This is a genomic window from Janthinobacterium sp. 1L-D-8-B-C4 (assembly GCF_057291295.1).
Map to the genome: position 1 here is coordinate 96,310 of NZ_JBXAVX010000020.1, position 26,146 is coordinate 122,455.

The 26,146-nt window shown below is 63.3% G+C and carries 30 protein-coding genes; 20 read left to right on the forward strand and 10 right to left on the reverse strand.

All coding sequences use genetic code 11. From position 1 onward, the window contains the following. Positions 1–30 precede the first annotated feature (30 nt). Both AC0Z42_RS26910 and AC0Z42_RS26915 read right to left on the reverse strand, forming a co-directional pair. Positions 31–1,128 (reverse strand): sensor histidine kinase, encoded by a 1,098-nt coding sequence (locus AC0Z42_RS26910; RefSeq protein ID WP_485471133.1) that lies wholly within the window; start codon positions 1,126–1,128, stop codon positions 31–33. Then, positions 1,128–1,871 (reverse strand): LytR/AlgR family response regulator transcription factor, encoded by a 744-nt coding sequence (locus AC0Z42_RS26915; RefSeq protein ID WP_485471134.1) that lies wholly within the window; start codon positions 1,869–1,871, stop codon positions 1,128–1,130. Before AC0Z42_RS26915 ends, AC0Z42_RS26910 begins: the two co-directional genes overlap by 1 nt. A 252-nt stretch (positions 1,872–2,123) precedes the next feature. On the opposite strand from AC0Z42_RS26915, the gene AC0Z42_RS26920 reads away from it, so the two are divergent. Both AC0Z42_RS26920 and AC0Z42_RS26925 read left to right on the forward strand, forming a co-directional pair. Then, positions 2,124–2,627 carry a hypothetical protein gene (locus tag AC0Z42_RS26920; protein ID WP_485471135.1) on the forward strand — a complete coding sequence of 168 codons (504 nt, stop codon included), beginning with the start codon at positions 2,124–2,126 and terminating at the stop codon, positions 2,625–2,627. Further along, complete coding sequence (locus AC0Z42_RS26925; RefSeq protein WP_485471136.1) at positions 2,624–4,972, forward strand: CHAT domain-containing protein; 2,349 nt, start codon at positions 2,624–2,626, stop codon at positions 4,970–4,972. The genes AC0Z42_RS26920 and AC0Z42_RS26925 overlap by 4 nt, the downstream gene beginning before the upstream one ends. 9 nt (positions 4,973–4,981) lie before the next feature. On the opposite strand, the gene AC0Z42_RS26930 is transcribed toward AC0Z42_RS26925, so the two are convergent. Then, positions 4,982–5,413 carry a hypothetical protein gene (locus AC0Z42_RS26930; protein ID WP_485471137.1) on the reverse strand — a complete coding sequence of 144 codons (432 nt, stop codon included), beginning with the start codon at positions 5,411–5,413 and terminating at the stop codon, positions 4,982–4,984. A 76-nt stretch (positions 5,414–5,489) separates the two neighbouring features. Between AC0Z42_RS26930 and AC0Z42_RS26935 the strand changes: the two genes are divergently transcribed. From AC0Z42_RS26935 to AC0Z42_RS26945, 3 genes are read left to right on the forward strand one after another with little or no spacing between them, the layout of a single operon-like run. Further along, on the forward strand, positions 5,490–5,648 hold the full coding sequence (locus AC0Z42_RS26935; RefSeq protein ID WP_485471138.1) for a hypothetical protein: 159 nt from the start codon (positions 5,490–5,492) through the stop codon (positions 5,646–5,648). Between the two features lie 29 nt (positions 5,649–5,677). Next, positions 5,678–6,448, forward strand: a complete 771-nt coding sequence (locus tag AC0Z42_RS26940; RefSeq protein ID WP_485471139.1) for a hypothetical protein — start codon at positions 5,678–5,680, stop codon at positions 6,446–6,448. Continuing rightward, a complete protein-coding gene (locus tag AC0Z42_RS26945) occupies positions 6,445–6,897 on the forward strand; it encodes a hypothetical protein (protein WP_485471140.1) in 453 nt (150 codons plus the stop codon). Before AC0Z42_RS26940 ends, AC0Z42_RS26945 begins: the two co-directional genes overlap by 4 nt. A gap of 155 nt (positions 6,898–7,052) precedes the next feature. On the opposite strand, the gene phbB is transcribed toward AC0Z42_RS26945, so the two are convergent. After that, entirely contained in the window at positions 7,053–7,799 is a 747-nt protein-coding gene (gene phbB, locus AC0Z42_RS26950) for an acetoacetyl-CoA reductase (protein ID WP_485471141.1), read from the reverse strand. 160 nt (positions 7,800–7,959) lie between these two features. On the opposite strand from phbB, the gene AC0Z42_RS26955 reads away from it, so the two are divergent. Further along, entirely contained in the window at positions 7,960–8,820 is an 861-nt protein-coding gene (locus AC0Z42_RS26955; protein WP_485471142.1) for a universal stress protein, read from the forward strand. Positions 8,821–8,827: 7 nt separating this feature from the next. Here the strand turns inward: AC0Z42_RS26955 and AC0Z42_RS26960 are convergent, their stop codons facing one another. From AC0Z42_RS26960 to AC0Z42_RS26970, 3 genes are all read right to left on the reverse strand, one after another. Continuing rightward, entirely contained in the window at positions 8,828–9,190 is a 363-nt protein-coding gene (locus tag AC0Z42_RS26960) for a hypothetical protein (protein ID WP_485471143.1), read from the reverse strand. A gap of 167 nt (positions 9,191–9,357) precedes the next feature. Beyond that, positions 9,358–9,933 carry a hypothetical protein gene (locus AC0Z42_RS26965; RefSeq protein ID WP_485471144.1) on the reverse strand — a complete coding sequence of 192 codons (576 nt, stop codon included), beginning with the start codon at positions 9,931–9,933 and terminating at the stop codon, positions 9,358–9,360. Positions 9,934–10,071: 138 nt separating this feature from the next. Next, positions 10,072–11,235 (reverse strand): mandelate racemase/muconate lactonizing enzyme family protein, encoded by a 1,164-nt coding sequence (locus tag AC0Z42_RS26970; protein WP_485471145.1) that lies wholly within the window; start codon positions 11,233–11,235, stop codon positions 10,072–10,074. Between the two features lie 88 nt (positions 11,236–11,323). Between AC0Z42_RS26970 and AC0Z42_RS26975 the strand changes: the two genes are divergently transcribed. Beyond that, positions 11,324–12,217, forward strand: coding sequence for a LysR family transcriptional regulator (locus tag AC0Z42_RS26975; RefSeq protein WP_485471146.1), 894 nt, complete (start codon positions 11,324–11,326; stop codon positions 12,215–12,217). Between the two features lie 9 nt (positions 12,218–12,226). Here the strand turns inward: AC0Z42_RS26975 and AC0Z42_RS26980 are convergent, their stop codons facing one another. Together AC0Z42_RS26980 and AC0Z42_RS26985 are read right to left on the reverse strand one after the other, a co-directional pair. Beyond that, positions 12,227–13,099 carry a M90 family metallopeptidase gene (locus AC0Z42_RS26980; protein WP_485471147.1) on the reverse strand — a complete coding sequence of 291 codons (873 nt, stop codon included), beginning with the start codon at positions 13,097–13,099 and terminating at the stop codon, positions 12,227–12,229. A 275-nt stretch (positions 13,100–13,374) separates the two neighbouring features. Further along, a complete protein-coding gene (locus AC0Z42_RS26985; protein WP_485471165.1) occupies positions 13,375–13,962 on the reverse strand; it encodes a winged helix-turn-helix domain-containing protein in 588 nt (195 codons plus the stop codon). 455 nt (positions 13,963–14,417) lie between these two features. On the opposite strand from AC0Z42_RS26985, the gene AC0Z42_RS26990 reads away from it, so the two are divergent. From AC0Z42_RS26990 to AC0Z42_RS27040, 11 genes are all read left to right on the forward strand, one after another. After that, entirely contained in the window at positions 14,418–14,666 is a 249-nt protein-coding gene (locus tag AC0Z42_RS26990; RefSeq protein WP_485471148.1) for a hypothetical protein, read from the forward strand. A 414-nt stretch (positions 14,667–15,080) separates the two neighbouring features. Beyond that, on the forward strand, positions 15,081–16,091 hold the full coding sequence (locus AC0Z42_RS26995) for an ABC transporter substrate-binding protein (RefSeq protein WP_485471149.1): 1,011 nt from the start codon (positions 15,081–15,083) through the stop codon (positions 16,089–16,091). Positions 16,092–16,107: 16 nt separating this feature from the next. Beyond that, a complete protein-coding gene (locus AC0Z42_RS27000; protein ID WP_485471150.1) occupies positions 16,108–16,929 on the forward strand; it encodes an ABC transporter permease in 822 nt (273 codons plus the stop codon). A gap of 11 nt (positions 16,930–16,940) precedes the next feature. Continuing rightward, the gene (locus tag AC0Z42_RS27005; RefSeq protein WP_485471151.1) at positions 16,941–17,732 is read left to right on the forward strand and encodes an ABC transporter ATP-binding protein; all 792 of its coding nucleotides are present in this window, start codon (positions 16,941–16,943) and stop codon (positions 17,730–17,732) included. A gap of 26 nt (positions 17,733–17,758) precedes the next feature. Next, on the forward strand, positions 17,759–19,636 hold the full coding sequence (locus tag AC0Z42_RS27010; RefSeq protein WP_485471152.1) for a sensor histidine kinase: 1,878 nt from the start codon (positions 17,759–17,761) through the stop codon (positions 19,634–19,636). Further along, positions 19,629–20,975 (forward strand): sigma-54-dependent transcriptional regulator, encoded by a 1,347-nt coding sequence (locus AC0Z42_RS27015; protein ID WP_485471153.1) that lies wholly within the window; start codon positions 19,629–19,631, stop codon positions 20,973–20,975. Before AC0Z42_RS27010 ends, AC0Z42_RS27015 begins: the two co-directional genes overlap by 8 nt. A 116-nt stretch (positions 20,976–21,091) precedes the next feature. After that, positions 21,092–21,556: a hypothetical protein gene (locus AC0Z42_RS27020; protein ID WP_485471154.1), complete on the forward strand. Its 465-nt coding sequence runs from the start codon at positions 21,092–21,094 to the stop codon at positions 21,554–21,556. Between the two features lie 143 nt (positions 21,557–21,699). Further along, the gene (locus AC0Z42_RS27025) at positions 21,700–22,047 is read left to right on the forward strand and encodes a hypothetical protein (RefSeq protein ID WP_485471155.1); all 348 of its coding nucleotides are present in this window, start codon (positions 21,700–21,702) and stop codon (positions 22,045–22,047) included. Between the two features lie 56 nt (positions 22,048–22,103). Continuing rightward, positions 22,104–22,385, forward strand: a complete 282-nt coding sequence (locus AC0Z42_RS27030; protein WP_485471156.1) for a hypothetical protein — start codon at positions 22,104–22,106, stop codon at positions 22,383–22,385. 80 nt (positions 22,386–22,465) lie between these two features. Beyond that, positions 22,466–22,726, forward strand: a complete 261-nt coding sequence (locus tag AC0Z42_RS27035; protein ID WP_485471157.1) for a hypothetical protein — start codon at positions 22,466–22,468, stop codon at positions 22,724–22,726. A 98-nt stretch (positions 22,727–22,824) separates the two neighbouring features. Next, positions 22,825–23,211: a hypothetical protein gene (locus AC0Z42_RS27040; protein WP_485471158.1), complete on the forward strand. Its 387-nt coding sequence runs from the start codon at positions 22,825–22,827 to the stop codon at positions 23,209–23,211. 1 nt (position 23,212) lies between these two features. On the opposite strand, the gene AC0Z42_RS27045 is transcribed toward AC0Z42_RS27040, so the two are convergent. After that, entirely contained in the window at positions 23,213–23,431 is a 219-nt protein-coding gene (locus tag AC0Z42_RS27045) for a hypothetical protein (RefSeq protein WP_485471159.1), read from the reverse strand. Positions 23,432–23,850: 419 nt separating this feature from the next. Between AC0Z42_RS27045 and AC0Z42_RS27050 the strand changes: the two genes are divergently transcribed. Next, positions 23,851–24,876, forward strand: coding sequence for an OmpA family protein (locus AC0Z42_RS27050; protein ID WP_485471160.1), 1,026 nt, complete (start codon positions 23,851–23,853; stop codon positions 24,874–24,876). A gap of 71 nt (positions 24,877–24,947) precedes the next feature. Beyond that, the gene (locus AC0Z42_RS27055; RefSeq protein ID WP_485471161.1) at positions 24,948–25,895 is read left to right on the forward strand and encodes a YihY/virulence factor BrkB family protein; all 948 of its coding nucleotides are present in this window, start codon (positions 24,948–24,950) and stop codon (positions 25,893–25,895) included. Positions 25,896–26,146 lie beyond the last annotated feature (251 nt).

The following is a 26,146-nucleotide window of genomic DNA, read 5'->3' on the forward strand; positions in this document are numbered from 1 at the left end:
CGCCCGTCAAGCAATTGACGGGCGGTTTTTTCATGGCGCCGTGGATAACTCCAAGGGCAAGGCAATGCGCGCCAGCACGCCGCCGCCGGGCCGGCCCGCCACGCTCAGGCGCGCCCTGCCGCCATATTGCAGGGCCAGCCTTTCACGCACGCTGCGCAGGCCCAGGCCGCCGCCGCGCGTGGCCGGCGCCGCCTGCAAACCGACGCCGGTGTCGCTCACTTCCAGCAGTACCATGTCGGGCGCGGTGGGGTCGCGGCATGCCGATACCTCGAGCCGCACGGCACCCGTCTTCGGTTCGAGCCCGTGCTTGATGGCGTTTTCCACCAGGGTATGGAGCAGCAAGGGCGCCAGCGGCACGTCCATCAATTCCGGCGCCATCACGCAGACGACGTCGAGCCTGGCCCCCATGCGTATCTTCATCACTTCCAGGTAGGCCCGCACCGAATCGATTTCCGAGCCGATGGTGCCGCCACCGTGCGTGCCGCCTGGCACCGCCGCGCGCAGATAGCGGATCAGATGGCCGGTCATGGCCGCCGCATCGTGCGGCTTGCTGGTGGCAAGATATTGCACATGGGCCAGGGTATTCCACAAAAAATGCGGTTCCACCTGCGCCCGCAGCAAGGCCGTTTCCGCCTGCGCCAGCGCGCGCTCGCGCTCGGCCAGGGTGGCTTGCGCCTGCGCCGCCGCCAGTTGCGCCGCCAGCGCGCGCCGCTGCTGGCGCAGGTGGCGCAAGCTGGCACGCCCGGCCACCAGCAAAGCCAGCGCGCAGGCGCCAAAGACGATGAAATCGGTGGCGCGGTCGCCCTGCATGAAGCTGCCACTGAGCGGCAACGGCAGCAGCGCGGCGGCGCTGGCGGCCAGCGCAAACACCACCACCGCGCCCAGCGCCAGTTCGCCCACGGCCATCAGGGCGGCGACAGCGGCGCCCGCCAGCTCGCCGCGCACCCGGCGCGTGGCCAGCGCCAGCAGCAACAGCACAGCGCCCAGCGCCAGGCCGGCCAGCACGCCTTGCGCCGACCAGCTGCTGCCCAGCACCTGGCCGCCCAGCCATTCGAGCAGGGCCAGCCCCAGCAGGACCAGCACGCCGGCCAGCGCGCGCGCGGCATGCCCCGAAGCAGGCGCGCCCATCACATCGCGCGAAACAGATGGTGGTTCGGCAACGACACTTTCAGCCGCGGCAGATCGACCTTCAGCTCGATTTCCATCACCTCGCCATGGCGGTGCACGGCGCGGATATAACGCCGGTTGACCAGCGTGCTGCGGTGCGTCTGCAGGTACAGTCCAGGCTCCAGCCGGTCGCTCAGCTGGCGCAGCGAATGGCGGATCAGGCCATCGCAGCCCTCGCCCACCACCCGCGTGTATTTGCTGTCGGCTTCGAAGAAATACACATCGTCGACATGCAGCATGCACACTTCCTTGCCAACGGCGACATGCAGCCACTCCAGCCGTTCGACCGGCACTTGCGCCGGCACCGCCACGCCCAGCTGCGCCAGCGCCGCGGCCAGGCCGGGCAACGGCGCGCCCTGCTGCAATTTCGCCACCACTTTTGCCAGCCGTTCCGTCGCCAGGGGCTTGAGCACATAATCGACGGCATTGGCTTCAAAGGCCTGCAGCGCGTGATTGTCAAACGCGGTGACAAACACCACGCGCGTGCTGGCGGTCAGCGCATGGGCCACCTGCAGGCCCGTCAGGCCCGGCATGCGGATATCGAGAAAGGCGATGTCCGGCCGCAGCGCCTGGATCATGGCCAGCGCGGCCACGCCGTCCTCGGCTTCGCCCAGTACCTGCAGGCCGGGCCACAGCGCCAGCAGTTGTTCGCGCAGGGCGGCGCGCATATGCGGTTCATCGTCGGCCAGAATGGCAGTGCTCATGTGATACTTTCCTGAAAATAAATCCCGGCAATGATAGGCCAGCGATGGCGGCGCGTCCATGGCGCAAAACCGACATTCTGTCAGACAGCGCCGCACGGCACAGCAAGCTTGCGACGAATGGCGCCAAACCGGCGAGGAAGGCCCCGCGCAGGGCGATCAAGCGCAGGCCATATTGCCGCCAGGCACTGTTGTGGCTGTTATACTTGGGATCACTCACAACGCCTGCGGGCCTTGCCGGCCATGCCATCCAACTTGTCCCCGTCACTATCCTGCCTGCTGGCGCCATTGCTGACGCTGGCAGGCATGGCACAGGCGGCGCCGCTCGACCCGGCAGCCTTGCTGCAGATGCAAAGGCTGCAACAGCTGGAACTGGCGGCCGGACAGCCGCTGGAACTGGAAACGGCACTGTGCATGGATGAGCAGCTGGGGCCGGCCTGGAAACTGCCGGGCGCCGGCGCCTTGCCGCCCAGCCGCTGGCAGGCGGTGGCCGAGCGCATCCGCCTGAGCGCCGAGCAATGCATGCCCGGCGACGAGCGGCAATACCGTGACACGGCCAGCTGGCGCGCGGCGCTGCGCGGCAAGCTGGTGCAGCGCGAGCAGATGGAAGCGGAGCAGCGCCGCCTGCGCGCCTGCGTGGCGCAAGCGGCCGATGCCGGCAGCCTGAAGCAGTGCATCGCGCCGCAAGGCCAGCCCGCGCTCACGCCCGAAGCGTGGCAGCGCTGGCTGACGCTCTACGCCAACCGCACGATGCAATGAAAACACATGGTGTCCGCCGTCGCAGCTTGCTGGCGGCGCTGGCCAGCCTGGCCGCGCCGTGGGGGCGTGCCGCGCCAGCGCCGGCCGCCACTGCCATCGACACCAGCGTGTTTCCCTTGCTCGATGCGAAAACGCGCGCCGGCAACATGATGTTGCTGCAGAATAAATTCCTCGCCGGCCACACCTTGCTGGCCGAGGCGCTGGCCATCGTCGAAGCCGATCCGGCGCGGCGCTGGCCGTTTCGCGCCATGGTCTTGCCGCACTATGGCTTTGCCGAGCTGGCCTTGGGAAGCACGCGCCAGGCGCTCGAGGTCCTGTTCCAGGCGATCCAGACCCAGGATCGCATCATGGCCGAACAGCTGCAGCCGTTTGCCAGGCTGCCGGCGGCGATGGAAACAGCGATGGGCAAGCAGCTGCTGAAGATCGAATATGGCCGCCAGTTGCTGTCGGCCATCGCCGCGCCGCAGGCCTTGCGCAGCGTCGGCGAAATACCGTTCGACACCACCCACGCCACGGCCGAACTGTGGTTTACCACGGCACGCGCGCTGCACGCCGATGGCGACTTTGCGCGGCTGGCACGCTTTTACCGCCAGCGCATCGCCACCCTGCAAGCGGCACCGGACGACTTGCCCGCCATGCTGACGCAGGAATACCGCCATTTCAAGGTCGGCCTGCTGCTGTGGCAGGCGGGCCAGGAAGCGGCCGCCGGCGAGGCCTACGCCGCAGCCTTGCGCACCAACGGCCAGCGTTTTGCCTGCCTCGAGCAAACCGGCGTTACCATGGAAGGCCTGTGGTCGGGCGTCGCCATGCGCCGCACCATCGTCTCGGCCCAGCTGGAGCAGGCGCGCCGCTCAGGCGGCTTGAACAGCCATGCCGGCGCACTGCTGCACGCCGTGCTGAGCGCCAAAGGCGGCGGCGCGCACTACCAGGAAACATTGATGCACAGGCTCAATGCCAGCCAAGATGCGCAACTGATCGCCTGCCGCCAGCAGCTGCGGCAACTGGAAGACCAGATCGCCGCGCTGCCGCAGACGCTGACCGATGTTACCGTCTTCATGAAGCTGTCGGCCATGCACGGCCTGCTGATCAGCCAGGCCTCGGCCGCGCTGCGCCTGGCAGGCCTGGCCAGCGTCGACCTGGCGCAGCTGCAAAGCAGCCTCGGCAAGCATGCGCTGATTGGTTTTTTCGTCTACACGCCCCCTTCGGCAAACGCGCTGGCCGCCGCGCCGCCACGCTATCTGCGCTATTGCGTGCACGCCTCGGGCATAGCTCTGCGCGACCTGGGTCCGCAGGCGGCGCTGGAACAGGCAGTGCACCGCTATCGCGGCGCCCTGACGCGCCGGTCCGACGCAGCCAGCGCGGCAACGCTGGCGCAACTGCTGCTGCAGGACCTGCCAGCCGCCGTGCTGGCGGCGCCCGAATGGATCATCGATGCCGACGCCGCTCTGCACCTGCTGCCTTTCGATGCCCTGCCCGACGCCCACGGCCAGCCGCTGGCACTGTCACGCAGTTGCCGCCATGTCAGTTCGCCCTGGCAGTTGCTGCCGCGCCACGAGCAGGCCGCCACTGCAGCGCCGGGGCCGGCTGCCATCTTCGCCAATCCCGCCTACGGCAGTGGCCTGGCGCAGCCGGCCGCCGCCACCATGCGCTTTGCCATGCCCGGCCAGGTCATCGCCGGCGAGCGGCAACGCCTGGTCGCTGTCGCGCCCTTGCCCGACACGGCAAACGAAGCGCAGGCCGTGTCCGACGGCCTGCGGCAACTGGGCATCGCCAGCGTGCGTCACGAAGGCCGGCACGCCAGTATCGACGCCATGCAGTCGAGCACCACCCCGATCGTGCTGCATGTGGCGGCGCATGCCATCCTGGGCCAGGATATCGACGCTGCCACGGCGCAAACGCCGGGCCAGGAACAGGAATGGATGGACATGCTGTTGCCCGGCCGGCGCGCCGGCCTGCTGCTGTCGCGCGAGGGCCAGGCCGACCTGATGCTGGCCAACGATATCGCGCGCCTGCGCTTGCAGGGCACGCAACTGGTGGTGCTGTCGGCCTGCAATACCGGCAATGGCACGGTGCTGCCGGGCGAAGGACTGGCCAGCCTGCGCCGCGCGGTGGAAATGGCCGGCGCGCGCAGTTCCATCACCTCGCTGTGGAGCGTGCCCAGCGAGGCAAGCGCGGAACTGATGCGGCTTCTGTACGGCCATATCGGCGCGGGCATGGCACCCGGCGCGGCCCTGCACCGCGCCAAGCAGGCCATGATACGGCAGGGCCGCCCGCCGCTCGACTGGGCCGGCTTTGTGTTTGCGGGGACGGACGCGGCGCTGGTGGCGCCGCAGCGCGCCGCCTGATACCAGAGCTTAGCGCTTGGCCTTGTTCCTGGCACGATAGGCATCGATTTCTGCTGCGGCCTTGTCAAAATCGAGTTGCGCGAGGCTGTCCTTGACGGCGCTGACCAGCATCTCGTTGGCCACATCGATACTGGCTTTCTTGGTATTGACATAGGTCGATGTGCGGCCCGCATCGGCCTTGATGCGCGCGCTGCTGTCGATCAGCGATACCGCCGCCCACGCCACGGAAACCCCGTCAAGCACGGTGGCGTCGCCGCTGACGAGCAAGCTCAGCTTCTTGGCATTGAGAACGGCGCACTGCGCATCGCTGATCGGCCAGCCGCCGGCAGCGGTGACGATTTCCCGGATGCTATCTTGCGTGCTGGTGTTAAAGGTGCATGCTGCCTGCGCCGCAGGCAGCATGGCGCACAAAGTCAGAACGGAGAAAACGAATTTTTTCATGATGACACTCCTTGATTAGTGATGCCTGCGCATCGGTCTGTGGTGCGGTGAGCGCCGTGCGGTCGCGCCCGGCTGCATGAACACCATTCTGGCCAAACATCGTGCGCCGCACAGCCAGCTTTGGACCAAGCCCGCCTGCGGCGCGACAAACGCCCCCTGGAAGGCGACGAACGGCCGGCAGAATGCCATGAACATTGCCGTAACGCAATGGCCTGCCATCCGCAGGCGCAGATAATCGGCTTTCCTCCTGTTTTTTCGCGCGCCATGAAACCTGCGATTGCCCTCTTTTTGTTGAGCCTGCTTCTGGGCGGTTGCGCCACCGCCACCAGCAGCGCGCCCGCCACCGCGCAAGTGCTGGCGCTGGCCGACGACGCCCAGGCCCTGCAAGCGTTTGGCGAACTGGCGCTGCGCCACCGCGACAGCTACGACCGCCTGCGGCCCTACCTCGACGCACGGCAGGATGCCAGCGAAAAACTGCTCGACCGCCAGCGCCGCGCCATGCATGCAGATGTGGCGCTGCTGCAACGGGGCGTGTCGCAATACCTGCTGGGCCTGGGCCAGCTGGCGCGCCAGGACCGTTTTGCCTACACCAGCGAGATCAACGCTGCCGGCGTGACAATCCGCGCCTGGCCCGGCACCGGCATCGATGATCGCGCGGTCAGCGCCTACACCATCTTGCTGCGGCTGCTGGCGCGCATGCACGGCGAAGCGCAGCAACGCCAGATGCTGGGCCAGCTGATGCAGGAAGGCGATGCGGCGCTGCAAACGCTGGTATCGACGTTGACGAGCCTGCTGCGCCTGTACGACAAGGCCGGCGACAATGAACGCGATATCGTGCTGGGCTTGCTGGAAACCGAGATCCCGTTTGCCGATACGCCGCCGCAGCACCTGCTGGCGGTGCTGGCGAAAACCGTGCAGCAGAGCAAGACCGACGAATATCGGCTCTACGGCCTGCGCCATACCCTGGCGCAGCGGCAATTGGCGGCGCTGGCGCAGGAACATGCGCGCCTGGCCGGCCTGGGAGCCTTGCGATGAGCGAACAGGAGCGACGCGACGCCGCCCTCGGCAGCGCCATGCGCGTCGAACAACTGGGCGACAGCCTGTCGCAGGCGGCCAGCACCCTGCATGCCGCGGTCATGCGCGCCATCGGCAAGCGCGCCAGCCTGGGCGAGGCCGGCATCACCCAGGCCCAGGCACAAGCCGTGTTCGCGCTGGAAGTGGCGCTGCGCCAGCAAGCCAATGCGCTGTACGCCGATGCCGCCGGCCACATCATCACGGGGCTGGCGATGGCCCAGCGCCAGCTGAGCGGACTGCTCGACGCGGTGCGCCAGCGCATCGCCCGCCACGACAGCGTCAGCCACTGGATCAGCCTGGCGACCGGCTTGCTGAACCTGGGCCGGGCCGTGCTGGCGCGCAGCCCCGAGCGCATCCTGGCGACGCTGGCGGCGGTGCGCGAGCGGCTGCAGGAGGTGGCCGGCGATTGATGGTGCTGCCTGCGGGCATGCCGACCAAGACAAAGGGCAAGGCATCGCTGCCCTGCCCTTTGTCTTGCCACCACGCCACTGCCGCTCTGCTGCGCCGGCAGCCGTCCGCCTCTGTGTGCGCACTGGCTGCCGGGTCTCCTCCACCAACGATCAACTTAACTCATGTGCTGCCCGCCATTGATGGCGATATTGGCGCCGGTGACAAAAGCCGCCTCGTCCGACGCCAGGTAGGCCACCAGCGCCGCCACTTCGTCCGGCTCGCCCAGGCGCCCCAGCGGAATCTGCGGCAGGATTTTCGTTTCCATGATGCCGGGCGGCACCGCGGTCACCATCTGCGTGCGCAGGTAGCCAGGCGAGACGGTATTGACGGTCACGCCATGGCGCGCCACTTCCAGCGCCAGCGACTTGGAAAAACCATGCACGCCAGCCTTGGCGGCGGCATAATTGCACTGGCCGAAAGCGCCTTTCTGGCCATTGACAGACGAAATATTGATGATGCGGCCCCAGCGGTTCAGCAGCATCGGTTCGATCACCTGCTTGCTCATGTTGAAAATGCTGTCGAGATTGGTGCGCATCACTTCGCTCCAGTGCGTGCGCTCCATCTTGCGCATGCTGGCGTCACGCGTGATGCCGGCATTGTTGACCAGCACGTCGACCCGGCCCAGCTGCTGCAGCACATGGCCAACCGCCGACTGGCAGGCGTCGAAATCGGCGACATCGGCGGCCAGCGCATGGAAGTTGAACTCGTCGGCGCGCTGCTCTTCGAGCCAGTGCGCCACGCGCGCATTGCCAGGCGTATGCATGGCCACCACCGTAAAGCCGGCGCGGTGCAGGCGGCGGCACAGTGCCGTTCCCAGGCCACCCATGCCGCCAGTCACCAGCGCCACTCGTTGTTCTGTCATCTCGCCTCCTTTGAATTGTTTTTCTGAGTGGGATCAAGTGTAGGAGAGTTTTCATCAGCGACTTTGCGCAAGATCAAGGGCTCAGTCTGGTACAGCCGTGCGCAAGCGTGCACCGCGTCTGTGCCAGAATAGGGGCCAGTTCTCATTGAAAGGCCGGCTCATGACGTATAAAACCGTGTTGCTCCATATCGATGACGGCGCCGGGCGCAATGCGCGCATTGCGCTGGCGGCCAGCGTGGCGCAAGCCTGCGGCGGCCACCTGACGGGCGTGGCCCTGACGGGCGTGTCGCGCCTGCTGTACCAGCACCAGCCCGACCTGGACGCCGACCCCAACCTGACGCTGCACCTCAATTTCCTGCGTGAGCGGGCGGCGCGCGCGCTCGACGGCTTCGGCCAGCAGGCCAGCAGCCTTGGAGTTGCCTCGTACGAAGAGCGGGTGATCGACGACGAGGCGGCCGGCGGCATCAGCCTGCTGGCGCGCTATGCGGATCTGGTGGTGATCAGCCAGTACAACGCGGCCGACAAGTCGCCGTCGGTGATGCGCGACTTTCCAGCCTATGTGCTGCTGCATTCGGGCCGGCCGGTATTGATCGTGCCCCATGCGCTGGCGCAAGCGAGCATGCCGGCGGCGGCGCGCAATGTGCTGGTGTCATGGAATGGCAGCAAGGAAGCGAGCCGCGCCGTCAGCGCCGCCCTGCCGCTGCTGCAGCGCGCCAGCCAGGTGCACGTAGCCGTGTTCGACGCGCAGCAGCATGCGGCAGAGCACGGCGCCCATCCGGGCGCCGACCTGCTGCAATACCTGGCGCGCCACGGCGTGCAGGCAAAACTGCTGTTATTGGATGGTGGCGCCACGCGGCGCGGCGATATCGGCGAAGCCTTGCTGACGCAGGTGGCCGAGCTGTCGGCCGACCTGCTGGTGATGGGCGCCTATGGCCATTCGCGGCTGCGCGAAACCATCCTTGGCGGCGTCACGCGCACGGTGCTGCAAAGCATGACAATACCGGTGCTGATGGCGCACTGAGCTTTGTTCAGCCTTCGGAATGCCAGGTCTGCGCACGGATCTTGGCCACCTGGCGCTGCGCCAGCCATTGCCACAGCTGCAGCGCATCATCCTGGCGCAGCGCCGTCATGCGGCGCGGGCTGGCCAGGGCGATCTCGCAATCGCGGTCCGACCATTCCTCGAAAGTGACTTCGCCACCGCTAGCCACCTCCACCTGGTACATCAGGCCGTCGTCGTAGCCGAAACGCAGCATGGCGCTGGCAGGGTCACCGCCCGGGCCGGCGCCGGCCTCGCGATACACCTGCTCCAGCGCTTCGGCCAGCTGGGTCGGCGTGGGGGCGCTGATATCGCGCCCGTCGGGCCGGGTAAGAATGAACCATGCTTGTGTCATGACGCGCCCCTATCCATACTCGTTAGCGTGCGGCTGGCAAGATGACGGACAGTAACAATGATTCCAAGCAATTCTGGCGCATGGAAGCATCCCTGTCGGCACTATTAATGCGATTAATAGTAACAGGGAAAATGGCGCCGGCGCACGGCTGTCGTGCGCATGCCGCGTCAAGCCACGCGCACCGGGATGCTGAGCGGATCGAAGTCTTCCCAGTCGCCGTTGACGATACGCCCTTCGGCCTGTTCCAGATCGCGCGCGCCCAGCTCGCGCAAGGTGGCCAGCGCCCGTTCGCCTTCCTCGTCGCTGTCGACGGCAACCGCGATCAGCATGCCGGGCTGGCGTGGGCGGCGCAGGTTTTCATGCGGGCTGCCTTCGCCGGGCTCGACCTCTTCGGATTCGCCGGCGCCTTTCATCTTGTTGAAACTGTACAGCGAGCCCACGTGCGCGCCCACCAGCGCACCGACCACCGGACCGATCGGCCCGGTTACCAGCACCGCCGCCGCACCCACGCCTGCGCCCACTGCCGCGCCGACGGCGGCGCCTTCGGCGATGCCTTCCGGCGTTTCCTTGGCGCCCGGCGACATGTCGCGGTCGCCGCCCAGCGCATGCATGTCATGCTGGCCCGGCTGGTTGACGAAAAAGGAACTGATGCGGCTGTCGGGAAAGCCCGCCCGGACCAGGGCCGCGCGCGCCGCGGCGACCTCGTCCTGTAACTGGAAATGCGCTGCAACAATGCGTGACATGATGGTTCTCCTGGTCGCTGGTCGATGATCTCGGCGCATGGGCGCCACCGTGCATAGCGTGCGCCTGCAACCCGGCGGCGACTGTACGCTTGCGCACACTGCCCAGAGATCAGCTGGCGCCAGGAGATGGAAAGTCGCTTACGCCAGCTTGACCATCTCGCGGTACAGATCGGCCTTGCCCTCGAAGCCGATGCCCGGCAGTTCCGGCAGCATGATATGACCGTTGTCGACCTTCACGCCGTCCGGAAAACCACCATACGGCTGGAACAGGTCCGGGTACGATTCATTGCCGCCCAGGCCCAGGCCAGCGGCGATATTCAATGACATCTGGTGGCCGCCGTGCGGGATGCAGCGCCTGGCCGACCAGCCGTGTTCCTGCAGCATGTCGAGCGTGCGCAGGTATTCCACCAGGCCGTAGCTGAGGGCGCAATCGAACTGCAGCCAGTCGCGGTCGGCGCGCATGCCGCCGTAGCGGATCAGGTTGCGCGCATCCTGCATCGAGAACAAGTCCTCGCCGGTGGCCATCGGGTTTTGATAATAATTGCGCAAGGTGGCCTGCAGCTCGAAGTCGAGCGGATCACCGGGTTCCTCGTACCAGAACAGATCGTATTGCGACAAGGCCTTGGCGTATTTTACGGCCGTATCGAGGTCGAAGCGGCCATTCGCGTCGACCGCCAGTTTCTGGCCGTCCTGCAACACGCTGAGCACGGAATCGATGCGGCGCAAGTCTTCGTCCAGGTCGGCGCCGCCGATCTTCTTCTTCACCACCGTATAGCCGCGGTCGATATAGCTGCGCATCTCGTCCTTGAGCTTGTCGTGGTTCTGGCCCGGGTAGTAATAGCCGCCGGCCGCATACACGAAGATATTCCGGTCCGGTGTGCCGTTGCCGTAGCGGTCGGCCAGCAGCTGGAACAGCGGTTTGCCTTCGATTTTCGCCACCGCATCCCATACCGCCATGTCGATGGTGCCGATCGCCACCGAGCGCTCGCCGTGGCCGCCCGGTTTTTCATTGGTAAACATGCAGTTCCAGATCTTGTGCGGATCGAGATTGGTGCCAGCCTCGTCGACCAGGCTGGCCGGGTCCGCTTCCAGGATGCGCGGAATAAAGCGCTCACGCATCAGCGTGCCCTGGCCGTAGCGGCCGTTGGAATTGAAGCCGTAGCCGATCACCGGCTTGCCGTCGCGGATCACGTCGGTGACCACTGCAACCAGGCTCAGGGTCATTTTGCTGAAGTCGATATAGGCGTTGCGGATGGGGGAACTGATGGGGACGGTCTTTTCACGGATTTCAACGATTTTCATGGGGGTGGCTCCTGTCAAAGTAAAACACAGCTTACTCTTGAATTGAACGCTTATAATTCACCTCAATTAAAACCATTATTCACTTCAGATGAAGATCGAGACGGCACCGGACCTGGCGTTTTTCGTGCTGCTGGCCAAGCTGGGCAATATGGCGGCCACCGCGCGCGAACTGGGCATCACGCCGCCCGCCGTCACCAAACGGCTGAGTTTGCTGGAACAGCGCCTCGGCGTGCGCCTGATGAACCGCACCACGCGCCGCATCAGCCTGACCAGCGAGGGCGAGCTGTACCTGGCGCAGGCGGCGCAGATATTGCACCAGATCCGCGACATGGAAGAGTCGGTGGCGAGTGGCCGCGCGGCACCCAAAGGATTGCTGCGCGTAAACGGCACGCCCGGTTTTGGCCGCACGCGCATCGCGCCCATCGTTTCGCGCTTCGCCCATGCCTACCCTGAAGTGGAAGTCGAGCTGCACCTGACGGACCGGCCGATCAGCCTGGTCGAAGAAGCGTATGACGTGGCGATCCGCTTTGGCGAGCTGCCCGATACGCGCCTGACGGCACGCAAGCTGATGGGAAACCGGCGCTTCCTGTGCGCTTCGCCCGCTTATCTGAAGCAGGTGGGCGAGCCGCAGACGCCGGAAGAACTGCACCGCCACCGCTGCATCCTGCACCGGCAGAATGACGATGTGTACGGCACTTGGCGCTTGCAGAAAGGGCGCTCGGTCGAGCTGGTGAAAGTGCGCGGGGCGGTGTCGAGCAACGATGGCGATATCGTGCTGAACTGGGCGCTGGACGGCCACGGCATCGTGCAGCGCTCGGAGTGGGACGTGGCGAAATACCTGGCCAGCGGGCGGCTGCGCGAGGTGATGCCGGGCTACACCTTGCCACCGGCCGACCTGTACCTGTATTACCTGAGCCGCAGCAACCTGCCGGCCAAGACGCGCGTGTTTATCGATTTCCTGGTGGCCGAATTCAAGGCGTGAAACGCGGCCCTACCATTGCGGCGCGTAGTCAGGAAACGGCGAATGCATGTGTTCTGGTTCGACCGGCGCCGTGGCCCAGTCGCGCGGATCGACCTTGTAGAACTTGAGAAACTCGGCATACAGCTCGGCATGATGCTCGGCCATCTGGTACGGTTTTTCAAAGAACGTTTCGGTGGCAACGGCAAAGAATTCGGCCGGATTGGTGGCGCCGTAATGGTCCATCACACTGTGCTGGTGATAGATGGCGTCGTGGCGCAGGTTGTCGAAATCGCGCGACAGCACCGTGGCCCAGCTGCGGTAGCTGGTGACGCTGGGCAGATACGGCGCACCATTGGCGGCGCCCGATTCGCTGTCGAGCTGGTGGGCAAATTCATGCAGCACCACGTTCTGGCCGTCGGTCCAGTCGGCTGCGCCGCGCTGTACATGGTCCCAGGCCAGCACCACGCGGCCATCGCCCCACGATTCTCCCAGCAAGCCGTTGGCCGATGGCGTGACCACGCCGCCCGGCCCCACTTCATTGCGCGTGACAACGAATTCATTCGGGTAGACCAGGATGGTGTCGAGCTCGGGATAGACCAGCGTTTCGCGGTTCAGCAGCAGCAGGCAGGCCTGGCCGGCGATGGTATAGCGCATCTCGTCGGTGATCTCCAGGCCGCCGCAGCCGACAAACTTCTTCTGATACAAAAACTGCACCACCAGCCGGCGCAGCTGTTGCTGCAGCGGCGCCGGCATATGGCGATATACGGGAATATTGCTTTCCAACATGGCCAGCCCTTCGGGCGGCAGCGGGCGCGACAAGGCGCGCTTCAGGCGCCAGCGCGGAAACCACAGCGACAGCGCGATGCCGACGGTGACCAGGGCGATCCACAGCAAGGGATTCATGGGATGGCCCGGATCACGAGAGCGGAGCAAGGGTTGCCAGGCGCTGGCAGGAAGAAGCAGGAGAAATCGGGCACGGCAGGGACTCCTTGATTAGGCAGTCCAGCCAAGATGGGGCTGATTGCCATCTTTTCAATCGCGTTGCAAACCCGTTGCAAACCGTGGCCGCCATGCAAAAAGCCGGGCGGAACCCGGCTTTTGCTACTGCATATGGTAATGATAGTAGTAAATACTATCATTACGCTGCCGGCAGGCCAGCAGGCCAGCCCGGCGCAGGCTTACTCGCTTTTTTGCTGAGGCATGCCGAACAGCGCGGCGACCAGCGGATCACGCGTGACCGGGCCGCGGTTGACGCGGATGGCGTAATGCGTGTCGTCGGCCAGGATGTGGAAGTGACGGCCACTGCCTGCCATGCTCTGCTCGCGCAGGCCCGGACGGTCTTTGCGCGGTGGCGCGCCTTCGCGTTTTGGCTGCACGATGGCGGCCAGGAAGGCACGCACGCGCTCAGGGTCTGGCGTCAGCTGGTAGACAGCCTTGCCCAGGTAGGTGGCGGTGCCTTCGATATAACGGGCCAGTTCGATCACGCCCGCTTCGCGCAGGTCGCGGATGTATTTGCGGGCGCCCGATGGCGAGAATTTGAGGAACCAGGCGATTTCATCAGCCAGCATTTCGTGCAGCGACAATTCGCCGATCAGCTTTTGCATGTTCTCGATACGGCGCAAGGTGGCCGAAGTGGAACGAACGCGCTCGATAGGCGCCATGGAAATCGGGTTCATGCGCTCCGGGGGGATCGGTGCGGCACGCTCTACCATTGCCATTGAGGAGCCTTTTTCGGTTCCACGAAGTTCCTGGTGCGCTGCCTTCATTTCGCTCTTCACGTGAGACTGGGTCATTGCATGCATTTGAATACTCCTTTTAAACGATTGCCGGTAGCCTGAATTGCTGAGTACCTGGTGTGTGCCAGGAAATCACTAATTCCAGACGTCTGACCACAGAATGCCTGTTTGGGCCATCTTGGTCTGTGCGTTAACGAACATTAGCGGACAGTAAGATCAAGAAAGTTAAAAATATTTCTGTGTGGAACTAATAACCTTCGTGCGGCGTTTGCATTGCGGTGCTGAATCCAGTATTGCACTTCCATTCGCGGCCTAACGTGCGATGGCGAACAGATGCGCGAATTGCCTTGACATAAAATCAAGCTGATCGTCAGGCATGTAGTTGTTGCACTGCCTGGCGCCCACGATCGATGACTGGCATGGCCCGGCGTTGTAATCCAGACGGCACCAACCAGCATCTCCCAACCTGACTTTGCAAAGGAATCATGATGATGAAAATGCCTTATCTGCTGGCCGCCGCTGCCCTGATCAGTCTCTCCGCGTGCAAGAAACCCGCTGACGCGCCAATGCCGGAAGCCGCGCCCCCCGCCACCGCACCGGCAGTGACGCCAGCCCCGGTTGATCCGGCCGCGCCCGCCACCACGCCTGAAACGGCGCCCGGCGTCACGCCAGCTCCCCTGACCGACCCTGCCACCACACCGGCCGTGCCGCCGGCCACGCCACCAGCGCAATAATCAACATGATGTAGCCAGTCGTTCCATACGGCGCCGCGCAGCAAGAATCAAAGCCACAGCGCGGCGCGCCCCCACTCCTCGGGGGAGTTGCGCGTTGCGGTCTTCGATCCAACGCGTTTTTTTATGTTTTGAGCCGATTCCACGCCGCAGGTTCACCCAGCCCGTATTGATCTGGCTCAAGTCCCAGTCACCCGTACGGCTAGCCGGTGCGGCCAGCCGCACAATTTTTCCGCCCTGCGTGCGGAAAAGCGGAAACCGTTCGGTAAACGTTTTGTGCACGCCACAATTTAACGTTTAGAAACAATCACTTGCCATTCCCTCCAAAATACGTTTCACTGGCACGGAAGATGCTTTTATGTTTTCCATGGCCGCCGTCAGAGCAGCCCGTAAAACACCATCTATATTGGAGACAGCATGACCAGCCCTGCCCGCACTTCGTCTTTTTCATCCCTGTTCAACACCAAAGCCCTGGCCATCGCCGTCGCGCTGGCCGCGCAATTGCCCTTGTCCGTCCACGCGGCCGATCTGGTTCGCCTGGGCAACCTGAAATTCGCCCACTATGGCGCAGTGGCCTACATGAAGGAAATCGCGCCGAAATATGACCTGAAGATCGAGGAACGCATCTTCGCCAAGGGCCTCGACATCGTGCCGGCCATGATCGCCGGCGAGATCGACGTCTCGGCCAGTGCGCTCGAGGCGGCCATCACCGGCCGCGCCACCGGCCTGCCGGTGTATCTGGTGGGCGGTTTCGCCAAGGGCGGCGTGCAGATCGTCGGCCGCCCCGACCTCAATATCAAGGGCATCGCCGACCTGAAAGGCAAGAAAGTCGGCGTCACCCGTGGCGGTCCGCAGGAAATCCTGCTGTTCGCCGAACTGACCAAGGCCAAGCTGACCTGGTCCGACAAGCCGGGCAAGGACGTGCAGATCCTGTACATGGGCTACCCGGACCTGAACCAGGCCCTGCTCACCAAGGACATCGACGTGATGAGCCAGTCCGAGCCGTATTCAACGCAGGCGATCCACAAGAAATATGGCGCCGCCATCATCAAGCCCTACGACACGCCGCTGGGCGAACCGGTGCGCGCGCTGGTGATGACGGAAAAAATGTACAAGGAAAAACCGGCCGTGGCGCAGCGCTTCATGGATTGCTTCGTGGCCGCCACCCGCGCCTTTTTGGCCGACCCGAAACTGGCGGAAAAATACGTGCGTGAATCGATGTTCAAGAACCAGATCACCAGCGAGGACTACCGCGATGCGATCGACAACGCCATCTTTACGGAAGACATCACCCAGAGCCACGTACAGCTGACCACCGACTATATGGTGAAATTCGGCGTCGGCCGCATGGCCAAGCCGCCAGCGGCCAGCGACTGGGTCAAGCTGGACCTGCTGGAAAAAGCCAAGAAATCCTACGCACCACGCTAACCCTGGAAGGCTGACGATGAATGTACAAATGATGAAACGCTTCGCGCACGGTGCCATCGTGCCGGTGGCCGTGCTGCTGTTATGGCAAGCCATGTCCACGTTCGGCTGGATCAATCCGCAGATCCTGCCGTCGCCGGTGGCGGTGGTGGTGAAATGGTACGAATACCTGATCCCGATGGCGGCCTATACGCCCGACGCCGGCAACTACCTGGTGTGGATGTTCTCGGGCGAACTGCCGCATGACGCCTGGGCCAGCCTGTCCCGCGTGCTGGGCGGTTTTGCCATCGGCGCCGGCCTGGCCCTGCCGCTGGGCCTGTTGATGGGCACCAACAAGACCATCTACAAACTGTTCGATCCGCTGGTGCAGGTACTGCGCCCGATTCCGCCGATCGCCTATATTCCGCTGGCGATCCTGTGGTTTGGCCTGGGCAACCCGCCCGCCTTCTTCCTGATCAGCATCGGCTCCTTCTTCCCCGTGCTGATGAACACGATTGCCGGCGTGCGCCAGGTCGACGGCATTTATATCCGCGCCGCCCGCAACCTGGGCGCCAGCCAGATGACGATGTTTCGCCGCGTGATCTTGCCAGCGGCCACGCCCTACATCCTGGCCGGTGCGCGCATCGGCATGGGCACGGCATTTATCGTCGTGATCGTGGCGGAGATGATTGCGGTCAATAGCGGCCTTGGTTTCCGCATTCTGGAGGCACGCGAATACTTCTGGTCCGACAAGATTATCGCCGGCATGTTTACCATCGGCCTGTTTGGCCTGGCCATCGATATCGCCATGAATGCCCTGAACAATCATCTGCTGCAGTGGCACCGCGGCCTGGAACACTGAAAGGTAGCGCCATGACCACCATCAATATCAAAGCAGTCAACAAGATCTTCACCACCGGCGGCAGCGACGTGATCGCCCTGAAAGACATCAACCTCGATATCGCCAGCGGCGAGTTCATCTGCCTGCTGGGGCCATCGGGCTGCGGCAAGTCGACCCTGCTCAACGCGCTGGCCGGCTTTGCGCACCCGACCTCGGGACAGATCCTGGCCGGCGGCAAGCTGATCACGGAACCGGGCCCGGAGCGCGGCATGGTGTTCCAGGAATATGCGCTGTTTCCGTGGATGTCGATTGAAAGCAATATTGCCTTTGGCCTGGAAATCGCCGGCAAGTCCCAAGGCGAGATCAAGGAAAGGGTCGACATGCTGCTCAACATGCTGGGCCTGACGGAGTTTCGCCTGCGCTTTCCGAAAGACCTGTCGGGCGGCATGCGCCAGCGCGTGGCAATCGCCCGCGTGCTGGCCCTCGATTCGCCGATCATGCTGATGGATGAACCGTTCGGCGCGCTCGATGCGCTGACGCGGCGCAACTTGCAGGATGAATTGCTGAAGATCTGGAAAGTCTTCGGCACCACCATCGTGTTCGTCACGCACTCGATCGAGGAGTCGATCTACCTGGCCGACCGCACCATCGTCATGACCTACCGTCCCGGCACCATCAAGCGCGACGTGGCGATCGACCTGCCGCGCCCGCGCGACCCGAGCGACCCCGAGTTCAACCGCCTGAAGCGCATGCTGGGCGAAATGGTGATGGAAGAGCAGCAACGCCATCACAATGCCGAGACCATGGCCAGTACCGCTGACTAGTGAGCTTGCTCAAGCGACTGCGGTTGTTGCAACCGCCGGCAAGCGCCCTGCTTGCCGGCGCCTCGCTGATGGCGCTGGTGGCGCTGACCTGGTCTTCCCATGCCTGGGTACAGCAGCGCCAGCTCGACGAATTGCACCGCACCCTCGATACACGCGCCGAACTGTATGCGGCATCGATCGGCGGCGCGCTCAACAAATATGAATTCCTGCCGCTGGCCGTGGCGCAAAGCGAGGCCGTGGCGCAGCTGATCGAGCAGCCGACGCCAGGCAAGGTTAGCGAACTGAACGCCTACCTGGTCGATATCAATCACCGCGCCGGCGCCTTTGCCGTGTATGTGCTCGATGCCAATGGCACGACTTTGGCGTCGAGCAACTGGCAGGACGCCAGCTCCTATGTCGGCGTCAACTATGGCTTCCGGCCGTATTTCAAGAACGCGATCGCCGGCGGCATCGGCAGGTTTTACGGCATTGGCGCCTCCACGTTTGAAGCCGGCTATTTCATTTCGCAGCCGGTGCTGCGCCACGGGCGCATCATCGGCATCGTGGCCGCCAAGGTCAACCTGGACTGGATCGAGCAATCGTGGCGCTCGCCGGGCGCGGGCGAACAGATCTGGGTCAAGGACGCCAATGGCGTGATCATCCTGGCCAGCACGCCGTCGTTCAAATTCAATACCCTGGCGGCGCTGTCGGCGGCGGCCAAGCAGGATATCAGCGCGCAGCGCCAGTTCCTGCAGGAAAACCTGCCGATCCTGCCGCACCGGCTGCAGCGCCAGTTCGCCGATGGCGCCAGCGTGATGACACTGGAGCGTCCGCAAACCAGCCAACTGCCGGCTTTACCGGGCAAGGCCGACTACCTGGCCGTCAACCGGCCGCTGGGTCCTTTGCGCTGGCAGATCACCATGCTGGCCGAACTCGACCAGGTCGACGAGGCGGCCCGCAACGCCGCCATCGGCGCGGCCCTGGGCTGGGCGATCCTGATGCTGGCCCTGATGTATGCGCGCCAGCGCCGGCGCCGGATTGCCGACAAGCTCAAGGCCCAGCAGACCCTGGCGCTGGCCTACGAGCAGCTGGAAATCAAGGTGGCCCAGCGCACGGCCGACCTGGTGCATGCAAATGGCCGGCTGCAGGCGGAAGTGGCCGAGCGCGAACGGGCCGAGCAGACCTTGCGCTACGCCCAGGCCGAACTGGTGCAAAGCGGCAAGCTGGCGGCCATCGGCCAGATGGCGGCCGGCGTCACGCATGAACTGAACCAGCCGCTGGCGGCACTGCAAACCTTTTCCGACAACGCCAAGGTGTTTCTGGCGCGCGGACGCATAGAGGATGCGCTCGACAACCTGTCGACGATTTCCGACCTGGTCAAGCGTCTCGGCTATGTCACCTCGCAACTGAAGGGCTTTGCGCGGCGCAGCGACGATGCAAGGAAACCGGTGCCGGTGCGCCAGGCGTTTGCGCAAACCATGCTGCAAGTGCGCACGCGCAAGAATTCACAGCGCCTCACCCTGCATGAAAGCTGGCCGGACGAAGAAATCACCGTGCTGTGCAATGCCATTGGCCTGGAACAGGTGTTGAGCAACCTGATCACCAACGCCATGGACGCCGTGCCGGAGACCGAACCGGTGCAGATCTGGCTGCAGGTGCGCAGCGAAGGCCAGCTGGCCGTGATCCATGTGACCGACAATGGCCCCGGCATAGCGCTCGCTTCGCTGGACAAGATTTTCGACCCCTTCCATACCACCAAGGAACATGGCCTGGGGCTGGGCCTGTCGATCAGCGCCGGCATCGTGCGCGCCGCCGGCGGCACGCTGGCCGTGCGCAACCGGGCCAAAGCCGAAGGGGGCGGCGCGCAGTTTACAATCACGTTGACGCGTGACCAAAACAAGATCAAGGATGAGACGGATGCATGAGAACAACTTCGACGGCATGCAAGTGCTGCTGGTGGAAGACGACGCCGTGGTGCGCAAAGGTGCGCGCCAGTCGCTGGAACTGGCCGGCCTGCAGGTGACAGCGGTTGCCACGGCCGAGGAAGCATTGCCTTACCTGCTGCCGGAATTTGCCGGCATTTTGCTCAGCGATATCAAGCTGCCCGGCATAGATGGCCTCAGATTGCTCGATATCGCCGTCGCGCAAGACGCCAGCCTGCCGGTGATCCTCGTCACCGGCCATGGCGACGTGTCGATGGCGGTCGGCGCCATGCGCCGCGGCGCCTATGACTTCATCGAAAAACCGTTCTCGGCCGACTTGCTGGTGGAAGTGTGCCGGCGCGCGCTCGACAAGCGCCACCTGGTGCTGGAAAACATGAATTTGCGGCGCCAGCTCGAGCAGCGCGTGGGCATCGAGGCGCGCATCGTCGGCCGCAGCCCGGCCATGGCCAAGGTGCGCCAGCTGGTGCTGAACCTGGCGCCAAAATCGGCCGACATCATCATCCTGGGGGAAACCGGCACCGGCAAGGAACTGATCGCGCGCTGCCTGCACGACTTCAGCGAGCGGCGCGACCACCCGTTTGTTGCCATCAACTGCGGCGCCCTGCCCGAATCGATTTTCGAGTCCGAACTGTTCGGCCACGAGGAAGGCGCGTTTACCGGCGCCCAGCGCCAGCGCATCGGCAAGATCGAATACGCCAATGGCGGCACGCTGTTTCTCGATGAAATCGAAAGCATGCCGCTGTCGCTGCAAGTGAAATTGCTGCGCGTGCTGCAAGAGAGACAAGTCGAGCGGCTAGGTTCCAACAAACTCATTTCGGTGAACTTTCGCGTGATCGCCGCCGCCAAGGAAGATTTGAATGTGCTGGCCGAACAGGGCAAGTTCCGCGCCGACCTGTATTACCGCCTGAATGTCGCCAGCTTGAGCCTGCCTTCCCTGCGCAACCGGCGCGAAGATATTCCGCTGCTGTTCGAGTTTTTCGTGCTGCAGGCGGCGCTGCGCTACGGCCAGCCGGCGGCGCTGGTCAGCGGCGAACTGCTGGCCTCATTGATGGCGCAGCGCTGGGCCGGCAATGTGCGCGAACTGCACAATGTGGCCGACCGCTTCGTGCTGGGCCTGCTCGACGACACCTTGAGCCCGGCCGGCTGCCGGGAAGCGTCGCTGGCCGAGCAGGTCGACGCGTTCGAGATCTCGATTATCGAAGAGGCGCTGCGGCGCCATAACGGCAATGTGATCGAGGCGGCCACGGCGCTGAATATTCCGAAAAAAACCCTGTACGACAAGCTCAAGCGTTTCGATATTTCAACCGAGCAGTTCCGCTGACGCCTGCACCACGGCCAGTAATGCGCTCACAAATGGCAGCGCCATATTCCTACTTGCGCAGCGCTTGCCTGGTGCGAGAATGAAAGCTCCTATCCTCTTCATCGCAAGGAGCTTCCATGAAATCTTTGTCATTGATATTTGCCGGCATGCTGCTGGCCAGCAGCGGCGCCATTGTCCAGGCGCAGTCGAACAACAACGCGACCACCACGGGCGGCACCCAGGCAACCGATCCGCAGCGCAATGCCCAGTCAACCTCCGGTTCACAGACCGGCGACAAGGCCACGACCAAGAGCAAGAAGCCGAAACGCCACCAGGCCAACGGCAATCAGGGCAATGACGTCAACAGCGGCAACTCCGGCACCGCCGGCCAGACCGGGGGCAGCGCCACGCGCAACGGTACCCAGGACAGCACGGGCAACACCGGCAGCGACAGGTCGGGCAGCTCCGGCACCTCTGGCAGCAGCGGAACGGGTACTGGCACCAGCGGGACCGGGACCGGGACCGGGACTGGGACTGGTTCCGGCACCGGCACCGGGACCAGCAATACGGGCACCACGCCGCCACGCACGCCGGGTCGCTAAGCCCGCTGCTCACCGGTGGAGGAGCATTGTTGGCTGCCATGAAAAGGCATCGGCCCACATGGCGCAGCGGCGTACTCCTACTTGCCGCGCCCGCTACTGGTGACAGAATGGAAGCTCTTTAATCCGTATCAAAGGAGCTTTCCATGAAATCATCCTCACTGATGTTCGCCGCCCTGCTGGCAGGCGCGGCGTCCCTTGCACAAGCCCAGTCGACCAGCAATCCACCGGCCAACGCCCCGGTACGTGACAACACCAGCACGCCGCAAAACGGCGAGGCGGAGAAAATCCAGGACCCTGCCGGCAAGTTGGACAAACAGGAAAAGAAAAACGCCAGGAAGCCGACCAAAAAAGTGCAGTCCGAAGCGCACAACAACCCCAACAAGGCAGGCACGCCGATGCCGCCACCACCGCCCAACATGCAAAACGAGGCCGACAAGAAAGGCTCGAGCAGCAATATGGGCGTCGCGCCGCCACCGAAGCCCGCACCCTGAGCCTGCTCCAGGTAAAAGCAACCTCGATACACCCCATCCGTCAAAAGGAGTTTTCCATGAAATCGACCTCATTGCTGTTGTCCTCCCTGCTGCTGGCAGCGACCGTGACGCTGGCCCAGGCGCAAACTGCGCCCAATATCAACCGTGACAACACCGGCACGCCGCAAGCGGCCAATGAAGTGACGGATACCCAGGCGAACCAGGCTGCGAAGCCAGCCAAAAAAGCTAAAAAAGCCAGCCGGGCCAGCCAGGCCGACGCCGCCGCGCACAGAAAGGCCACCGAGGATGGCGCCGCCAAGCCCAAGGACATGCAGCCGCAGGCTACACCGGCTCAATAATTCATTACGCATTAGTTTCTGACTATCGCTGCTGGCAAGGCCCTGCCGGCAGCGTGTCGTCCGGACATGGAGGGAGCATCATGAAACTACCCACTCTCTTGCTGACGGCCGCCCTGTTCACAGCCGGTGGCGCTACAGCACAAAGCCAGCCTGATACAGGGCCGGCGCAGTCGCCGGCGCGCGACCAGCAGGCAGCGAGCCCGGCCCAAGCCGACAAAGCGCCGCCCGCCAGGCGCAGCCATGGCAACAAAGCGGCACCCAAGCCCAAAAAAGGCGCGCCAACTGCAGAGCCGACCAGGCCTGCCAAGCCCAGCATTCCTGTCGCGCCAGCAGCCCAGTGAGGCAATCGGCCCACATCGTGATGAGGCGCGCTCCTACTTGCTGACCTCGTCATGCATGTAACAATGCGCCATCGATCAATGATGACAGGAACCGCACCATGAAAACCGCCGCTCTTTTGCTTTCCGCCACCCTGATGACCGTGGGCGGCGCCTGGGTACAAGCCCAGTCCACCACGAACCTGAACCAGACCGGCAACCACGTCAATAACCAGGCCGATCCCGGCCAGCAATCGGACCAGTCCGACAAGCTCGACAACAAAGGTAACCCCGTGGCCGGCAGCAAGATGCGCGAACACAAACGCCCTGCGAAAAGTCAAAAAGCCACGAAACGCGACAAGCAGAACCGGCCTGCACCGATGCAGGCCACTCCATCCGCTCAAGACCAGCAGCCGGTGCCAGGCACCTTGTCGCCGCCATCGACCCCGGGCGTGCCTACCACGCCGATCGCGCCCGTGCCGCCAACTACGCCGACGACCATGCAATAATCTATCTTGGCCGCGCCAGCCCATTGCCGCGCACCTGGAAAGCCGACTGCGCCACCGTCTTGCAGCTGGTATTGACCACTTGTAGCAGCAGACCTTTCGGTGGCGTCGGCGCCTGGCTGGCCACCTGCCGATGCATATAGTCCATCAAGTCGTGCCAGGTGGGTGCGGCGCCCGCCTCGCCCGATACCTCCCACATGCCGTCGAAGTTGCCAGCCCACACGCCCACTGTCTTGCGCGCAATAGCCGATACAGAAAAGGCAGCTGGCAGGCCAGGGTGGCAATAACACTGTCGTATAAGTTATCAAGCAGGCCATTGTTGCTAATATACAGAGGTCGTATGGCTCCAGATGTACGCTTACGGCCTGCGTTACTGCCTGCTTTTACGTTACGTGGTAAAACTGAAAACAATTTATTCTATAAAAGTGTTGTATTTGTCTCGGTTTTGCAACAACATTGATAGACAACAAACCTTTGTGCGCTAACGCACCGACCGGTTGAACTTGGAAACGTATTCTCCAATCCAACAGCAGTGCATCTCGAACAAAACATGCGCATCTGGAATTGTTGTAGCAGTAGAACGCAGACCATCTAGCCGTTTGATGTGTTAAGAAAAATCTCTATTAACGTTGGGAGTTACTTGTGAATAATTTAAAAAAAATCGCCGTTGCCGCCGCCGTCTTGTGCTCGTCCATCGGCGCACAGGCTCAGGAAATCAATCCGTCCTGGTACATTCAACCAAGCATTAATGCTTCGAAACCAGATTCGAGTTTCTCTTCCGACAAAACCGGCTACGGCGCTGGTCTGCGTTTTGGTAAGCCTGTGTCGCCACAGTGGGACGTGCAGTTCGGCACCACTTACACCCGTTCGAAAGACAATGGCAACCGCTACCAGCAAAACACGCTGGGCGTCGATGGCCTGTACTTCTTCAACCGTAACCCTGGCTTTGCTCCGTTCGTCGTCCTCGGCGCCGGCATGCAGCGCGACAAGGACAACGGTCCTCTGGGCGAACGCAGCAAGAGCTCGCCTTACGCCAACCTGGGCCTGGGTTTCCAGAGCAAGCTGACCGACCAGTGGTCGACCCAGCTCGACGTGCGCAATGTGCATGGCTTCCTGCGCGGCAACACCTTCCCGGAAAGCAAATCGAGCAACTGGTATGTCAACGTCGGCCTGAACTACGCTTTCGACAAACCGCCAGTGGCAGCGCAACCAGCGCCACCGCCGCCAGTGCGTGAAGAAGTCGTCGTGGTCGTTCCACCACCACCACCGCCGCCACCAGCGCCACGCTTTGAAAAAGTAACGATGTCCGCGACCGAACTGTTCGCATTCGACAGCGCCAAGCTGGCACCGACCCAGACCAAGCTGGACGAAATCGCCCGCGTGCTGACGGCAGCTCCAGATGTCAACAACGTTGTCATCAGCGGCTACGCCGACCGTATCGGTTCGGCCAAGTACAACCAGAAACTGTCGCAGCAACGCGCTGACGCAGTCAAGGTCTACCTGGTCAACAAAGGTATTGCCTCGAATCGCCTGAGCGCCGAAGGCAAGGGTTCGACCAATCCAGTCGTTACTTGCGACAACAAGAAACGTGCTGACCTGATCAAGTGCCTGGAACCGAACCGTCGCGTTGAAGTCGAGCAAATCACGATCGAGCGCCGCGTACGATAATCACGCTGTCAGTGGTACGCCACTGTTAAAAAAAAGGGGCTGCGGCCCCTTTTTTTCATTGAAAGCCACGCATGACTATTTCTAGCCGCAATCCCCGCCTGGCCAAGCTGGTGCCGCTGGGCAAGACGATGCGCAGCGTCATCGTCTGCTCCGTCACCGAATGGCTGGAACACCGCGCGTCGAGCAAGGGTGCCGCGCTCGCCTATTACACCCTGTTTTCCGTCGCCCCCATCCTGGTGCTGGTGATCGCCATCGCCGGCTTTTTCTATGGACCGGCCGCCGCGCGCGGCGAGCTGATGTCCCAACTGCAAGGCTTGCTGGGCACGCAAGGCGCCGAAGCGATCCAGCTGGTGCTGGCCGGCGCGCAGAATCACGACCAGGGCCGCATCGCCACCCTGATCGCCGGCGCCCTGCTGCTGTTCGGCGCCACCAGCGTGTTTGCCGAGCTGAAAGCCAGCCTGGATGAAATCTGGCAAGTACCGGCCCTGAAGGAAGCGGGCGCTTGGGATATGGTACGCACGCGCCTGCTGTCGTTTGGCCTGGTGCTGGTACTGGCTTTCCTGCTGATGGTGTCGCTGGTGATCAGCGCCGCCATGGCGATCCTGGAAAATTACTGGGAAGGCCACTGGAAAGACGCCGCCATGCTGTTTTCCGTCATTTCCAACCTGCTCGGCTTCGGCGTGATCGCCTGCCTGTTTGCCGTCATCTACAAGATGCTGCCGCGGGTGCGCCTGTCCTGGCGCGACGTGATGATCGGTGCGCTGGGCACGGCCTTCATGTTTTCACTGGGTAAGTACGCGATCGGCGTGTACATCGGCAACAGCGGCGTGGCCAGCAGCTATGGCGCGGCGGGCTCGCTGGTGGCCCTGCTGATCTGGATTTATTATTCGGCGCAGATCTTTTTCCTCGGCGCCGAATTCACGCGCCAGTTCACCTTGCAACTGGGTAGCATGAAAGATGCGCCGAAGACGGAGGATGGCGACCTGGTAACGAAGGTATTGAAGCGGCACCAGTCGTGATTTGATTATTGCGCAATGCAAAACGGCACCTGAGGGTGCCGTTTTCCGTTCCGGGCCAAGCGGGCCTGAAAAATGTCGAGGGCAAGGCGCAGCGACGAAGACAGTACGCATGTACGGCGAGGAGCTGAAACGCCGCCATCGGCATTTTCTCAGGCCCGCGTCTCTGAACTGCCCCCCGAAAGTTGGACACAAACTTTCGGGGTTTTTTATGGCAAAGTACAGTATGCAATTCAAACTGGACGTTATCCAGC